The 13,963-nt window shown below is 64.7% G+C and carries 18 protein-coding genes and 1 tRNA gene; 12 read left to right on the plus strand and 7 right to left on the minus strand.

Going from position 1 to position 13,963, the window contains the following annotated elements; translation table 11 throughout:
* The first annotated feature begins 148 nt into the window (after positions 1–148).
* The 8 genes from ACO054_RS06530 to ACO054_RS06565 all read left to right on the plus strand — a co-directional run bounded on the left by ACO054_RS06530 (position 149) and on the right by ACO054_RS06565 (position 5,179).
* Positions 149–742 (plus strand): ubiquinol-cytochrome C chaperone family protein, encoded by a 594-nt coding sequence (locus tag ACO054_RS06530; protein ID WP_421709632.1) that lies wholly within the window; start codon positions 149–151, stop codon positions 740–742.
* Between the two features lie 122 nt (positions 743–864).
* Positions 865–1,476 carry a YceD family protein gene (locus ACO054_RS06535; protein ID WP_421709633.1) on the plus strand — a complete coding sequence of 204 codons (612 nt, stop codon included), beginning with the start codon at positions 865–867 and terminating at the stop codon, positions 1,474–1,476.
* A gap of 241 nt (positions 1,477–1,717) precedes the next feature.
* The gene (gene rpmF / locus ACO054_RS06540) at positions 1,718–1,903 is read left to right on the plus strand and encodes a 50S ribosomal protein L32 (RefSeq protein ID WP_119165508.1); all 186 of its coding nucleotides are present in this window, start codon (positions 1,718–1,720) and stop codon (positions 1,901–1,903) included.
* Positions 1,904–1,948: 45 nt separating this feature from the next.
* A complete protein-coding gene (gene plsX, locus ACO054_RS06545; RefSeq protein ID WP_421709634.1) occupies positions 1,949–2,998 on the plus strand; it encodes a phosphate acyltransferase PlsX in 1,050 nt (349 codons plus the stop codon).
* Positions 2,999–3,030: 32 nt separating this feature from the next.
* Positions 3,031–4,005, plus strand: coding sequence for a beta-ketoacyl-ACP synthase III (locus tag ACO054_RS06550; RefSeq protein ID WP_421709635.1), 975 nt, complete (start codon positions 3,031–3,033; stop codon positions 4,003–4,005).
* 99 nt (positions 4,006–4,104) lie between these two features.
* Positions 4,105–4,407 (plus strand): integration host factor subunit alpha, encoded by a 303-nt coding sequence (locus tag ACO054_RS06555; RefSeq protein ID WP_421709636.1) that lies wholly within the window; start codon positions 4,105–4,107, stop codon positions 4,405–4,407.
* A gap of 37 nt (positions 4,408–4,444) precedes the next feature.
* A complete protein-coding gene (locus ACO054_RS06560; protein WP_421709637.1) occupies positions 4,445–4,924 on the plus strand; it encodes a MerR family transcriptional regulator in 480 nt (159 codons plus the stop codon).
* Between the two features lie 178 nt (positions 4,925–5,102).
* Positions 5,103–5,179: transfer RNA gene (locus tag ACO054_RS06565), tRNA-Pro, on the plus strand.
* Between the two features lie 33 nt (positions 5,180–5,212).
* Here ACO054_RS06565 and ACO054_RS06570 read toward each other — a convergent pair.
* Positions 5,213–5,476: a hypothetical protein gene (locus ACO054_RS06570; RefSeq protein ID WP_421709638.1), complete on the minus strand. Its 264-nt coding sequence runs from the start codon at positions 5,474–5,476 to the stop codon at positions 5,213–5,215.
* Positions 5,477–5,591: 115 nt separating this feature from the next.
* On the opposite strand from ACO054_RS06570, the gene cutA reads away from it, so the two are divergent.
* The 3 genes from cutA to ACO054_RS06585 all read left to right on the plus strand — a co-directional run bounded on the left by cutA (position 5,592) and on the right by ACO054_RS06585 (position 7,633).
* Positions 5,592–5,915, plus strand: a complete 324-nt coding sequence (gene cutA, locus ACO054_RS06575) for a divalent-cation tolerance protein CutA (protein WP_421709639.1) — start codon at positions 5,592–5,594, stop codon at positions 5,913–5,915.
* A 102-nt stretch (positions 5,916–6,017) separates the two neighbouring features.
* Complete coding sequence (locus ACO054_RS06580; protein ID WP_421709640.1) at positions 6,018–7,223, plus strand: MFS transporter; 1,206 nt, start codon at positions 6,018–6,020, stop codon at positions 7,221–7,223.
* 26 nt (positions 7,224–7,249) lie between these two features.
* Entirely contained in the window at positions 7,250–7,633 is a 384-nt protein-coding gene (locus tag ACO054_RS06585; protein WP_421709641.1) for a VOC family protein, read from the plus strand.
* Between the two features lie 18 nt (positions 7,634–7,651).
* On the opposite strand, the gene ACO054_RS06590 is transcribed toward ACO054_RS06585, so the two are convergent.
* Positions 7,652–8,107, minus strand: coding sequence for a YaiI/YqxD family protein (locus ACO054_RS06590; protein WP_421710340.1), 456 nt, complete (start codon positions 8,105–8,107; stop codon positions 7,652–7,654).
* Positions 8,108–8,251: 144 nt separating this feature from the next.
* Here ACO054_RS06590 and ACO054_RS06595 point away from each other — a divergent pair, with 144 nt between their 5' ends.
* Positions 8,252–9,373 (plus strand): dimethylsulfoniopropionate demethylase, encoded by a 1,122-nt coding sequence (locus ACO054_RS06595; protein ID WP_421709642.1) that lies wholly within the window; start codon positions 8,252–8,254, stop codon positions 9,371–9,373.
* Between the two features lie 100 nt (positions 9,374–9,473).
* Here the strand turns inward: ACO054_RS06595 and ACO054_RS06600 are convergent, their stop codons facing one another.
* The 5 genes from ACO054_RS06600 to ACO054_RS06620 all read right to left on the minus strand — a co-directional run bounded on the left by ACO054_RS06600 (position 9,474) and on the right by ACO054_RS06620 (position 13,862).
* Positions 9,474–9,596, minus strand: a complete 123-nt coding sequence (locus ACO054_RS06600; protein WP_421709643.1) for a hypothetical protein — start codon at positions 9,594–9,596, stop codon at positions 9,474–9,476.
* 203 nt (positions 9,597–9,799) lie between these two features.
* The gene (locus ACO054_RS06605) at positions 9,800–11,101 is read right to left on the minus strand and encodes an O-acetylhomoserine aminocarboxypropyltransferase (protein WP_421709644.1); all 1,302 of its coding nucleotides are present in this window, start codon (positions 11,099–11,101) and stop codon (positions 9,800–9,802) included.
* Positions 11,102–11,143: 42 nt separating this feature from the next.
* Positions 11,144–11,641 (minus strand): CoA-binding protein, encoded by a 498-nt coding sequence (locus ACO054_RS06610; protein WP_421709645.1) that lies wholly within the window; start codon positions 11,639–11,641, stop codon positions 11,144–11,146.
* 247 nt (positions 11,642–11,888) lie between these two features.
* Positions 11,889–12,932, minus strand: coding sequence for a tetratricopeptide repeat protein (locus ACO054_RS06615; RefSeq protein ID WP_421709646.1), 1,044 nt, complete (start codon positions 12,930–12,932; stop codon positions 11,889–11,891).
* A gap of 111 nt (positions 12,933–13,043) precedes the next feature.
* Positions 13,044–13,862: an enoyl-CoA hydratase gene (locus tag ACO054_RS06620; RefSeq protein WP_421709647.1), complete on the minus strand. Its 819-nt coding sequence runs from the start codon at positions 13,860–13,862 to the stop codon at positions 13,044–13,046.
* Between the last annotated feature and the right edge of the window lie 101 nt (positions 13,863–13,963).

A 13,963-nucleotide genomic window follows, 5' to 3' on the forward strand; every position in this document is an offset into this window, starting at 1 on the left:
ACGTCTGAACTGGAGGCGAAACCCCCTCCAAGCAGGAAGATCGCGCTCGGCAGCCTCTCCTTGACCTCCCGCCGGATCCCGCCATTTCACGATGACCGGTCGGTAGAACCTGCCGCGACCACGGAAGCCTTACGAAAGGCGCACGATTGTGCTCACACGACTGTTCAGCCGCAACCCTCTGAAGACCCCCGGCGACCGCCGTGGAGACGAAGCCGCGCGTGCGCTTTACGACGCCATTGTCGATCAGGCCCGCCAACCCGCCTTCTACACCGATCTCGGGGTCCCGGACAGCACAGATGGTCGTTTCGACCTGCTGGCCCTCCATTCCTTCCTGGTTTTCCATCGCCTGAAGCTGGATCGCGGCGCGACGGAGGACCTGTCGCAGCGCCTGTTCGACATCATGGCCTTCCACCTAGATCAGTCGGTTCGGATCAGCGGGGCTGGGGATCACGGCAGTGCCAAGCGGCTCAAGGCCATGGGAGAGGCCTTGATGGGCCGCTACCGCGCTTACGAGCGCGCGCTCGCGGCGTCGGAACCTACCGATCTGGAGGCGGCCCTGGCGCGTAATCTCTATGGAAGCGGGGAACCGCCGGACCCCTTGCAGATCCGCGCCGTAGCGACCTATCTGCGGCAGGAAAGCCGTGGCTTGGCCGATCAACCGCTGGCGCAGCTTCTCTCCGGCCGGCTGCTCTTCGGACCCCCGCCCTCGGCGCCGGGCAGCTCTTCGGAAAGCGCGGCCTAAAGGCCGGGCGAGGGTTCGTTTCGCCAGCTTGAGTTGCGGAGTTGACCCTGGAGAGAGGCTTCACTAGTGTCCGCCGCTCCGCGCGGTCGGGGGGCGGTGAGGAAACGACCATGCGGAAGGGCATGCAGGTAGAGACTGAAGCAGGGACGCCTCTGGTGGACCCCGAGTTTTCGCGTCCCTTTGCTTTGGATAAGCTCGGTGCGGAGACCGCCGCGGTCGAGATCGATGCAAGGCCGGTGGAACGCGAGGCCCTGGCCGCGCGTTTCGATCTTGCTGGATTGGATAGGCTGAGCGCTGATCTACAGGTCGATCGAGAGGCCGCCGGTTTGGTTCGCGTCAGCGGTCGGCTCTATGCGGAAGGGGCACAGATCTGCGTCGTGAGTCTGGAGCCTGTTCCTTTTGCCCTCGATCTCCCGGTATCGCTCCGTTTCGCGTCGGAGGGTCAGGTGCAGGCCGCAGGCGAGGTCTTGGTCGACGCGGAAGGCGATGATCCGCCGGAGCCGATCGAGCAGGGAGCGATCGACCTGGGCGAGGCTATGGCGCAGACGCTGGCTGTCGCCCTCGATCCCTTTCCGCGCGCCGCCGAAGCCGTGCTCGCCAAGACCGAGTTCGGCCCGGCGGAAGCCGGTGCTCCGGCGACAGAGGGGGCACAGCCCGTGTCTGGTAGGTCCGGCGAGGCGTCTCCCTTCGCCAAGCTGCAACAACTAAGGTTGGAGCGGGGGGATAAGACATAAGAGGGCAGGGCCGTCTGTGACAAAGGCCCCGGTTGGCCGGCCCGCGCCCTTGCCGCCCGCTTTTGTTTTGGGCTAAGAGGGGCGGGAATCTCAGGATTCTGAGAACCTGTGGCCCGAACGACGCGTGTATGAAGGATTTCGAGCTCAGGGGCCTAGCGCCTCCGGGCCGTGAATTTATCGGATGAGGGGATTGCCCCTCCAGAGGGGTCAGTGGGCCCCGCAATAATAAGGAACGTGAAAGATGGCAGTACCTAAGAAGAAGGTGTCGAAGTCGCGCCGCGATATGCGCCGCGCCCATGACGCCTTGAAGACTCCGAGCTACGTTGAGGACCAGGACAGCGGCGAACTGCGCCGTCCGCATCATATCGATCTGAAAACCGGCATGTATCGCGGTCGGCAGATCCTGGAGCCGAAGGACGAGTTCTAGGTTGCGAGTGATCACGCTCTGAGGCACGAGGACTCTGAAGAGGCCGTGAGCAGCCGTTTAGTCATTGCGTTGGATGCCATGGGAGGCGATCACGCGCCGGCCGTCGTCGTGCGGGGCGCGAACATGGCTTTGCGCCGCAAGCCGGACCTCGAGTTCGTTTTCTTCGGCCGAGAGGAGCAGATTCGTCCGCTCCTGACCAAGTTGAAGAAGCTCAACAAGGTATCCCGGATCGTTCATACGGACGATGTGGTCGACTCCAACGAGCGTGCCTCGGTTGCCCTGCGCAGTGGTCGTAACTCCTCCATGAGACTGGCGATCAACGCGGTGCGGGACGGAGAGGCGGACGCTTGCGTGTCCGCGGGGAATACCGGCGCCCTCATGGCGATGGCCAAGTTCGCGCTGAAGATGGTCCAGGGCATCGACCGTCCGGCCATGGCGTCGTTCTTCCCCACGCTGCGTGGCGAGTCGGTGATGCTCGATCTCGGGGCCAACGTCACTTGCGACGCCGAGAACCTGGTCGAGTTCACTGTGATGGGGAACGCCTTCATCCGCTCGGTTCTCGGGCTGGAAGAGCCGAGCTTTGGCCTGCTGAACGTTGGATCGGAAGAGCAGAAAGGCCATGAGGAACTTCGGGAAGCCGCGGCGATCCTGCGCGACGCCAATCTTCCGGGCCGCTTCTATGGTTTCGTCGAAGGCGATGATATCGCGAGCGGCACGACGGATGTCGTGGTGACGGACGGGTTCTCGGGCAATGTCGCGCTGAAGACGGCCGAGGGTACTGTGAAGCTCTACACGGAGTTCCTGCGCCGAACCTTCCGGTCCTCGCCTCTCGCTCAGCTCGGGTATCTCCTCGCCAAGCCGGCGATGCGCAAGCTACGCAAGCGGGTCGATCCGCGCCGCTATAACGGGGCCGTCCTGCTGGGCCTCAATGGTATCGCCGTCAAGAGTCACGGTGGCAGCGACGCCCTAGGGTTCGCCCATGCCGTGACCCTTGCGGTCGATCTGGCACGCCACCGTTTCATCGACTCCATCCGTGCGGATATCGAGAAGCTCGACCGTCGTCCCTCCAGTACCGCCCAGGCCGCCGCCGTCTAGCGCGGCACCGGCCCAAGCTTCCCGGAATACCTATGCCGTTGCGTGCGCAAGTGATCGGACATGGCGCTTACCTGCCGGAAACCGTTTGGACCAACGACGAACTCGCCCGCAAGGTTGAGACTTCCGACGATTGGATCGTGAAGCGTACGGGCATACGTCAGCGCCATATCGCCGCCGAAGGCGAGCTGACCTCGGATCTCGCCGTCGCGGCTTGCCGGCAGGCCCTGGAGCGTGCTGGGGTACCCGCCACGGCGGTCGACTTGATCGTGTGCGCCACGGCGACCCCCGACGAAACCTTCCCAGCGACGGCCACGCGTGTGCAGGCGCAGCTCGGCGCGACCGGCGGTGCGGCTTTCGACGTGCAGGCCGTCTGTAGCGGTTTCGTCTACGGCCTGGCGGTGGCCGACAACTTCCTGCGACTGGGACAGGCCAAAACGGCTTTGGTGGTGGGAGCGGAGACCTTCAGCCGGATCCTCGACTGGAACGACCGCGGGACCTGTGTGCTGTTCGGAGACGGCGCAGGCGCCGTGCTGCTGCGGGCCGAGGAGGGACGCGGTGACAATGGCGACCGCGGCGTGCTTTCGACTCATCTCTATTCCGACGGTCGTCACCACGACGCACTCTACGTGGACGGCGGACCCTCCTCGACCCAGACCACCGGGCATCTGCGGATGGAGGGGCGGGAAGTCTTCCGGCATGCCGTGGTCCGCATGGCCGAAGCCATCGACACGGCGCTTGAGGCCAACGATCTCACGCCGGGCGACATTGACTGGCTGGTTCCTCATCAGGCCAACGTTCGGATCATCGAGGCGATGGCCAAGCGCCTGAATCTTCCGATGGACCAGGTCGTCGTGACCGTCGACAAGCACGCCAATACCTCCGCCGCCTCGATTCCGCTGGCACTCGATGCTGCCGGAGTCGACGGACGGCTCCAGCCAAGCGATCTTCTGCTGCTCGAAGCGATGGGCGGCGGCTTCACTTGGGGCTCGGCCGTGGTGCGATGGTAGCCGCCGGCCTTCTGTCCTGTTATTTGCACACCTCGTATGATTGACCGCTTGAACGCACTCAAGTAACCTCTTGTTTCAGCTTATAGAGGGGAGGCGCTGATGAGCGGGTCGACCATTACACGGGCCGATCTCAGTGAGGCTGTCTACGAAGAAGTCGGCCTCTCCCGAAACGAGTCTGCAGAGCTGGTCGAGGCAGTGCTGGACGAGATTTCGTCCGCGCTGGTCGCCGGTGACAGCGTGAAGATCTCCTCCTTCGGCAGCTTCTCCGTGCGTCACAAGGGCGAGCGCGTGGGGCGCAACCCCAAAACCGGTGAAGAGGTTCCGATCCTGCCGCGCCGTGTGTTGGTGTTCCGTGCGTCGCACGTGCTGAAACAGAAAATCAATCAAGCCGATCACGGCTGACCTCTTCTCAGGATAGTAGCGCGGGACCGAGTACCTCGTGACCGATCAAGCCCTTTCCGGACGCAGCATGCGCGATAGCGAACAGCCGGCAAGCCAGGCAAGCGACCAGTCGGGCGGGCGTGGCGCCGGTCGTGCCGGCGGAAAGTCCGCCGATGCTTTCCGAACCATCAGTGAAGTCTCGGAGGAGTTGGACGTGCCGCAGCACGTCCTGCGGTTCTGGGAAACCAAGTTCAGCCAAGTTCGCCCGCTGAAGCGCGGCGGCGGACGGCGGTATTACCGGCCGAGCGATATCGAGCTGCTGCGTCGCATCCGCGATCTGCTCTATCGCGAGGGCTACACGATCAAGGGTGTCCAGAAGCTCTTGCGCGAATCCAAGGGGGAAGGTCTGCCGGCCGCTGCGTCCGAAGGCCGCGAAACCGCCGAGCTGCCGGCCACTCTTCGTCGCGAGCTGACGGACCTGCGTAAGGAGCTGGCCGGCTTACGCGACCTTCTGCAGAAAGCGTCCGCGCCTCGCTAGACCAGGGGCGCCGGGCTCTCGAGCGTTCCTGCGAGAACTCTTTGCAACGGTGGAATCAAGCGCGTGTTGTCAGCCGCAGCCGTGCCGGCTATATAGCGGCCTCGTGCTGGACCGCCTCGCCAGGAGCGGTCGCCGCAGCCGAAAGCCCGGGTTGAGTTGCAGCCGGGGCAAAAAGGATCGGGACGTAGCGCAGCCTGGTAGCGCACCAGTCTGGGGGACTGGGGGTCGCAGGTTCAAATCCTGCCGTCCCGACCATTTCCACTTCACCTTCTCTTGCAGGAAACGGGGCTAGCCCTCTGACCCATCGCCTTTCTCGAAAAGGCGGCGTCCCGCCGAGGTCAAGCGGCAGACCAACCAGTCCGGCTTGATCGGGTTGTCGAACCAGGGTTCCGCCCAGCCGCGCTCGATACAGCTTCTTATCGTACTGCCCGAGTAGCGTTGTCCCTCTTCGTCGAAGAGCGGGAGCTTGCCGCCCGGCTGGTCGAGGCCACGCCGCAGATAGGCGCGCTGGGCGGCCGTCGCGCTTCGTCTTCCCCGTCGCAGCATCGCCATTCCGCACCTCCAGCGCGCGATCTGCCGAGTCTGCTTTGTAAACCCGGTGATTGCGTGGCATCACACTTAAGGTAGCGATCTCCAGATCGATGTTCCAGCGGGCGACCGGAAAGCCATGACTTACAAGCTGCTCTATGTGACGACGGAGACGGAGGAGGAGGCCAAGGCGATCGGCAGATCCCTTGTGGAGGCACGTCTCGCCGCCTGCGCCAACGTCATCGGCGGCATGACGCCGATCTTCCGTTGGAAAGGGCGTGTCGAGGAAGGCAGTGAATCGATCCTGATTGCCAAGACCCGTGCCGACCTGGTACCGGCGGCGACCCGCCTGATCGTCGAGGCGCACGGCTACGATCTGCCCTGTGTGGTCGCCTTGCCGATCGAACCGGGTCACCAGCCGTTCCTTGATTGGATCGGCCGTGAGACGGGCGAGGCCGATTGAGAAGCCTGGGAGCTCGGCAAGCCAGCCATGCGGGTCGTTGTCTTGCTCCGCCAGGCGCGGCGCGGCAAGCTGCCTTAGCTTTTACACCGCCAGGTCAACTTCATGTCCGCGCCGTCCGCCCGGCTGCCGCTGATCTTCAGCTGCCTGGGTCACCTCTACGTCCACCTCTTCACGGCCTTCTACTTCGTGATCGTGCTCTCGCTGGAGGAGGTCTGGCGCCTGCCGTATCACGAGTTGATCGAACTCTGGACTCTCGGTGCCTTGCTGGTCGGTCTGGCTGCCTTGCCCGCTGGCTGGCTAGGCGACCGCTGGTCGGCACGCGGGATGATGGTCGTCTACTTTCTGGGCATGGGCGCCGCTGCCATCCTTTGCGGTCTGGTCGATCAACCGACGGCCTTGCTGATCGGTCTGGCGGCGATCGGCCTCTTCGCGGCGATCTATCATCCGGTCGGCATCGCCTGGCTGGTCAAGTCGGCCAGCAAGCGTGGCCGCGCGCTCGGCATCAACGGCGTATTCGGGGCCGTCGGCGTGGCCTCGGCCGGGCTGGTGGCGGGCTCGCTGATCGACCTCTTCTCTTGGCGGGCCGCCTTCATCGTTCCCGGGGTCGTAAGTATCGTCACGGGCCTTCTGCTCTGGCTGGCCATTCTGCGCGGTCTGGTTACGGAAGGCGCTGGCGACACGGTGGCGCACCAACCCTCCGGGCGCGGGGAACTGCTGCGCGTCTTCCTGGTTCTCGTGCTGACCATGACTGTGATGGGCCTGCTGTTTCAGGCCACTCAGGCCGCTCTGCCAAAGGTCTTCGACCTGCGGCTGCGCGATATGGTGGGCGAGGGGGCGTTCGGAATCGGCGCCCTCGTGGCGATCGTCTACACGGTCGGTGGCATCATGCAGATCCTGGGCGGCCATCTGGCTGACAGGCTGCCCCTGAAACCGCTCTACATCGGCGCCTTTCTGCTACAGGTTCCCGTGTTGGTCGCCATCGGACTGTTCGGCGGTCTGCCGCTGGTCGTCGCGGCCGCCTTGGCGGTGCTGCTGTCGACAGGTGCGCTTCCGGCCGAGAACATGCTGCTGGCCCGCTATACGCCTGAACGCCATAGAAGTCTGGCCTATGGCGCCAAGTTCGTGCTGGCCTTCGGGACGGCGCCGGCCGCAATCTGGGCGGTCGCCGAGATCAAGCAGACGACGGACGAGTTCACCTGGCTGTTCATCCTGGCCGCCGGCCTGGCGCTGATCGCGACGCTGGCGGCGGTCTTTCTGCCCGGTGACCGCAAGGCGGAGGCGGTCGCCGCACCGCAACCCGCCGAGTAGACAAGAAACCTGAAAGGGAGAGCGCAATGGCCTTGGTCGAGAGTCTGGATCATCTCGTACTGACTGTCGAGGACATCGAGAGAACCTGCGATTTCTACGAGACGGCCTTGGGGCTTGAGCGCGAGACCTTCGGCGAGGGCCGGACCGCGTTGCGTTTCGGCCAGCAGAAAATCAACCTGCATCCCAATCCCAGCCCCATCGATACGAAGGCTGGCAACCCGACGCCGGGCTCGGCCGATATCTGCTTCATCGCCGCCGTACCGCTGGAGCAGGTGCGGGAAACCCTTGAGGCCGCCGGAATTCCTTTGGTCGCCGGCCCGGTACCCCGGGTCGGGGCTTTGGGCCCCGTCACGTCGCTCTACATTCGTGACCCCGACGACAATCTGGTCGAGGTTGCGACCTACGACTGACCCTCGAGCGAGCCTGCTCTAGGGAACGCGCCGCCGCACGCGGTTCGCCGCAAGATCGAGCGCGGAGAGAAAGGCCGAGCGGTCTTTCTTGGAGAAGGGCGCGGGACCGCCGAGGTTCTCGCCGCCAGCGCGGAGGTCCTGCATGAGGTTGCGGACCGCCACAGACATCCCGATCGAGTCGGAGGTAAAGACGCGTCCGTTCGGCGCTAGAACGTAGGCGCCTGCCTTCACGCAGCGGCTGGCGAGCGGCACGTCGCTGGTGACGACGATATCGCGCGCGCCGGCCCGTTCCGCGATCCAGTCGTCGGCAGCGTCGAAGCGGTCGCTGACGACCACCAGCTCCACGTTCGGCTGATCGCGCGGCACGCTCATGATGTCGTTGGCCACAACGTAGACCTTCAGGCCGTAGCGTTCGGCGACCCGATAGACCTCCGCCTTTACCGGGCAGGCGTCGGCATCGACGTAGATGGAAATGTCTTCGCTCATTCCGCTTCCCCGATCGACGGCATGCCTACGCAGGCTAGCCTAGGAACGCCATCGCGATGTCGCCCTCGCCGAGGCACGGCTCGGCGATCTCGGTTACCTAGGTCGGAGAGACGTTTAGCGAGGAAAGTCGAGATGGGGCAAACCTTTACCCTCACGCCGTCGCGGCGCATTCGGCGCACGCCCTTCTCCGACCGGGTCGAGCGGTCGGGCGTTCAGGCCTATACCGTCTACAATCATATGTTGCTGCCGACGGCCTTCGACGCTTTGGAGGCCGACTACCATCATCTCAAGCGCCACGTGCAGGTCTGGGATGTCGGTTGTCAGCGCCAGATCGAGGTTCGGGGGCGCGAGGCTGCGCGTCTGCTGCAGATGCTGACGCCGCGCGACCTGCGGGCCATGATGCCGGGACGCTGCTACTACACGCCGATGGTCGACGAGACCGGCGGCATGCTGAACGATCCCGTGACGGTCAAGCTGGCCGAGGATCGGTACTGGATTTCCATCGCCGACAGCGATCTTCTGCTTTGGGCCAAGGGCCTCGCCTACGGCTTTCGGCTGGATGTCGACATCACCGAACCGGATGTCTCGCCCCTGGCAGTGCAAGGGCCGCAGGCCGAGGAACTGATGTCGCGGATCTTCGGTCCCAGCGTCCGCGACATCCGCTTCTTCCGTTTCAGCGTCCTGCCCTTTCAGGGACGCGAGTTGGTCGTCGCCCGCTCGGGCTATTCGAAGCAGGGCGGCTTCGAGATCTACCTGGAGCCGGCTGAGTTGGCGGAGCCGCTTTGGGATGCCTTGATGACCAACGGCGCCGATCTGCAGGTCAAGGCCGGCTGCCCGAACCTGATCGAGCGCATCGAGGCGCAGCTGCTGTCCTACGGCAACGACATGACGCGGGACAACACCCCCCACGAATGCGGCCTCGGCCGCTTCTGCGATACCTTCATGGCCATCGGCTGCGTCGGCCGCGATGCGCTTTTGCGCACCGCCATGGAAGGGCCCGTGCGTCAGATCCGTAGTCTTGCCATCGAGGGCGAGCCGGTACCGGCCTGTTTGGAGCCTTGGCCTCTCTACGCGCCCGGCACCACGACGCGGGTCGGACAGGTGACTTCGGCGGCCTGGTCGCCGGACTTCAGCACCAACGTGGCGATCGGCATGGTCCAACTCAGCCATTGGACCGGCGGCACCCAGGTGGAGGTGGAGACGCCGGACGGCGGACGGATGGCTACGGTCCAGAGTTCACCATTCATTTCTTAAGCGCAGATGCTTGGCGAAGTTTTCTCGAGTCTAAAATTAGAAAACTCGCTAAGCTGGCGTCAGTTCGCCGATAAGGCCGACCCGTCCTGAGCGAGGGGGCCTAGAGAGTTGCCATCAGCAGGGTCGCAACTCCCAGGAAGGAAAAGAAGCCGGCGACGTCGGTACCGGTGGTCAGGATGATCGAAGACGGCTGCGCCAGATCATGGGCGAGGCGCTTCAGCATGATCAGAATGACGGCACCGGCGAAGCCGGCTTCCAGAAGGGCTTCCGGTAACGGAGATCGTCTCGCGCAGTGCGCGCTTGTTTTCCCCGATCTCCGGACCGGATGCGACGGGGCAGGGCGCTCTTCTCCAGAAACCTAACGTCCCGGCCACGCCGCCGCTGTTGCGACACTCCGGTCGAAGATCCTTCCGGGATGCGACGGCTTCACTCCGCGGCTTTTCTCTCCGCTTGTGTCAGAGCCTGGTCCAAGTCGGCGACGATGTCGTCGAGCGTTTCGATGCCGATCGACAGACGCACGACCTCGGGTCCAGCGCCTGCGGCCGTCTGCTGTTCCGGGGTCAACTGCCGGTGCGTGGTCGAAGCGGGATGGATGATCAGCGATCGGGTGTCGCCGATGTTGGCCAGATGGCTCAGCATCTCGCAGTTCTCCACCACCGCGCGTCCGGCCTCGTAACCGCCCTTGACGCCGAAGGTGAAGACCGCGCCGGCGCCCCTGGGCAGGTACTTATCAGTCAGGGACTTGTAGGGGCTTGAACCCAGGCCGGCGTAGGAGACCCACTCGACCTGCGGGTGCGCCTCCAGAAACTCCGCCACGGCCAGGGCGTTGGCGCAGTGCCGGTCCATGCGCAGGGACAGGGTCTCGGTGCCTAGCAGGGTCAGCCAGGCGTTCATCGGAGACTGGCAGGGCCCCAGGTCGCGCAGTCCGACCGCGTGGGAATGCATGGTGAAGGCGAGGTCGCCGAATGTCTCCAGGAAGTTCAGACCGTGATAGGCCTCTTCCGGACCTGCAAGGCTGGGAAACTTGTCGTTTCGGGCCCAGTCGAAGCGGCCGGAGTCGATGACAGCGCCCCCCATGGCGGTCCCGTTGCCGGTCAGGAACTTGGTCGTCGAATGCACGACCAGGGTCGCACCGTAGTCGATCGGCCGGCAGAGGTAGGGCGTCGCCATGGTGTTGTCGACGATCAGCGGGATCCCGGCGTCTTCCGCGATGGCCGCGATGGCTTCCAGGTCCGTCACCACGCCACCTGGGTTGGCCAGGGCCTCGCAGAAGATGGCTTTGCTCTTCGGACCGACGGCGGCCCGAACCGCGTCGTGGTCGTCGAAGTCGACGAAGCGCACGGTCCAGCCGAACTTGCGGAAGGACTTCGAGAGCTGCGTGATCGAGCCACCGTAGAGACGGGTCGAGGCGATGACCTCGTCGCCGGCTTCCATCAGCGGGAAGAGGGCGAGCAGTTGCGCCGAGTGACCGGACGCGCAGGCCGTGCCGCCTTTTCCGCCCTCGAGCGCCGCCAGCCGCTCCTCCAGGGCGGAGACCGTCGGATTGGTCAGGCGCGAGTAGATGAAGCCGAAGGTCTGGAGGTTGAACAGGCTCGCCGCGTGGTCCGCGTCCTCGAAGACGTAGGAGGTCGTCTGATAGATCGGCGTCTGCCGTGCTCCCGTAACCGGGTCCGGCTGGGTTCCGGCATGGAGCTGCAACGTTTCGAAACCGGGTGTGTCGCTACTCATAATCGCAGGTCCTCCCTCATGGGTCCGTCTTCGTTGGTCCAGTCAGGCGCCGAGCTTACGGCGCTTGGAGCTTATGATGCCGGAATTGAAGCCGCCCCACGAGAGTTCGGCGTTCAGGCGGCCGAATTCGATTTTCGGGCAACGGTCCATGACCACCTGCAGTCCGGCGGCTTCCGCGCGCGCGGCCGCTGCCTCGTTGCGGACGCCCAGCTGCATCCAGATCGTACGGATTCCCTTGGTTTCCTTCAGGGCGATGGCCTCGTCGACGATGGCGCCGGCCGCCTCGGAGTTGCGGAAGATGTCGACCAGATCGAAGCGCTCGGGAATGTCTGATAGATGCGCGTAACAGATTTCGTTCAGCAGCGGCTTTCCTGCCTGTCCGGGATTGACCGGGATCACTCGGTAGCCCTTGGTCTGCAGGTACTTCATCGCGAAGTGGCTCGGTCGATTCCAGTTGGCGGACGCGCCGACCATGGCGATGGTCTTGGTCTCCTTCAGGATACGGCGCAGGTAACTGTCGGCATAGGTGGTGTGGGTCATGGGATCCGGGATCTGAGGAAAAGAGCCGTTGCGAGAGCGATCGTGACAGCGCTGGAGCAACGCGCGTTCGGGTGACAATCGACAGGATGCGCCGAACTGCCGGGCGCGATCAACGTTTGCGCGGTTGACGGGATGAAAGCGCCGATGCGGTCTTCGCCACGGACCGCTTGGCCGCTTCAGGCGATAGCGACGCTGCTTTCGATGTGGTTCGCCGATGTGGTCTGGCGATGTGACTCGGGCGGTTCCGTCAGCGCACGCCGTAGGCGGAAAGCCCGTCGCGCATGCAGGCGTCGAAGTGGCCGCTGGCTTCATAGTTGTTGATGACCAGGCGCTGCAGCGTCGGGGCGGGACAGTCGACGTTGGAGGCCAGGAAGGCCACTTCCCAGTTCGCCCAGTCCCGGTCCTCCTCGAAAGACTCCTGCAGCCAGCGGTCGGTCCGGCCGAGGGCGGTCGAGAGGTCTGCGCGCTTCCGCTCCCACCAGATGCGAGCGTCGTCTTCCGCCCGCCGGACGGCATCCCGCTCCAAGGAATCGCGCAGTTCCCGGGCCGAACGGGCCAGACCCTCGCCAAGGTTCTCCTGGGCGGTCATCAGCCAGCGTAGCGCTTCTTCACGACCGCCCACGAGGGAAGGATCCGACGTTCCGGCCCGCGCGAGCGGTAGCAGTGCCGTGGGGTCGCCCAAATCGGTCGCGTAGATCAGCCACTGCACGCCATGATTCCGGTCGAGCGGCAGATCGTTGCCGTTCAGATAGCGCACGCCGAGCGCGATCGCGGCGGACGACCGCCCGGCCTCGGCTGCCAGCCGCAGCCAGGCCACCGCGTCTTCCGGACGGGCCTCGCCTTCTCCGTAAGCGCCAAAGCGCACCACACCCAGCCATTCCTGAGCAATCGGCAGTCCCGCACCGGCGCCTCGCTCCGCGTAGTGCAGGCGCGTCGCAAGGCTCTGACCGCGGCTGACCATGGCCTCCAGTGCACCGGGGTGCCCTGCATCGGCCGCCGTACCGAGCCAGGCCTGAAGCTGTTCGACGGCTGCCTCCGGCCCGCCGAGTGATCCGCGCCATCCCTCCATGGCCAGACTCTTGCCAAGTTGGGCGTCGGTCGCCAGCAGATAGCGGGCGTCCAGGTCCCCGCGCTCCGCGAGCGGAAGCAGGATATCGGCTGCGGATTCCACGTCGCCGGCAAGCAGAAGATCGACGCCGGGCTGCAGATCACTCAGAGGCACCTGGGCGCGAAGCGGTGCGGCGAGCAGAAGACAGCAGGTGAGGGAGACGAAAAGACGGTGCAGCTTCATCGATCTTGCTCTAGCTCAGTCGCCCGGTCCGGCGCAATCGGCGTCGCTAAAAGATCTCCGACAGACTCCGGATGGGATCCGCAGTCATCCCGCGTACTGGAACGCAGCAGATCAGCGGTTTTTCCAAACGGGATGGCGTTTTTCGATGAAGGCGTCCAGGCCTTCGCCCGCGTCCTCGGCCATCATGTTGCAGGCCATCACCTCCGCGGCATAGGCGTAGGCGTCCGTCAGGGTCTTCTCGCGTTGCCGGTAGAACATCTCTTTGCCCATCCGCACCGCGACGGCGGACTTCGCGATGATCTTGCCGGTCATCTCCTCGACCGCGGCCTCCAGCTGATCGGCCGGAATCACCCGATTGACCAGCCCCCATTGCCGGGCCTGTTCCGCATCGATGAAATCGCCGGTCACCAGCATCTCGAAGGCAGGTTTGGTGGGAACGTTGCGGCTGAGCGCAACGGCGGGCGTCGAACAGAAGAGGCCGGCGTTGATGCCGCTGGTCGCGAAGCGGGCCTCCTGCGTCGCAACGGCCAGATCGCAGCTGGCGACCAACTGACAGCCGGCCGCCGTCGCCAGGCCGTGAACCTTGGCGATCACCGGCTGCGGCAAACGGACGATGGCCAGCATCATCTCGCTGCAGGCGGTGAACAGTCGGCGATAGTAGTTTTCCTCGGGCGTCGCGCGCATCTGCTTGAGGTCGTGCCCGGGACAGAAGGCCTTGCCCGCGCTCTCGATCACCACGACTCTTTGGCTGTCGTCTTCCGCGATCCGGCCCAGCTCCTGCGTCAAGGCTGCCAGAAGCTCCTCGGACAGGGCGTTGTAGGCCTTGGGCCTGTTGAGGGTCAGGGTCACGACGCCGCCGGACTCCCGCCGAAGCAGGACCGGCGGCTCTTCGGCACGCGCGGCGAGGGGCTGTAGGGCATCCTCGGGCATCGGCGTTCCTCCTCAGTTTCGGCCTTTCAGGCCCTGTCCGGTGCGGCTTGCTTCTCGAGTCTGAGCCTTTCGCCGGGCCCCCTGCAAGCGCTATGACAGGA

This window comes from Algihabitans sp. (assembly GCF_965226985.1).
Lineage (GTDB): Bacteria > Pseudomonadota > Alphaproteobacteria > Kiloniellales > DSM-21159 > Algihabitans.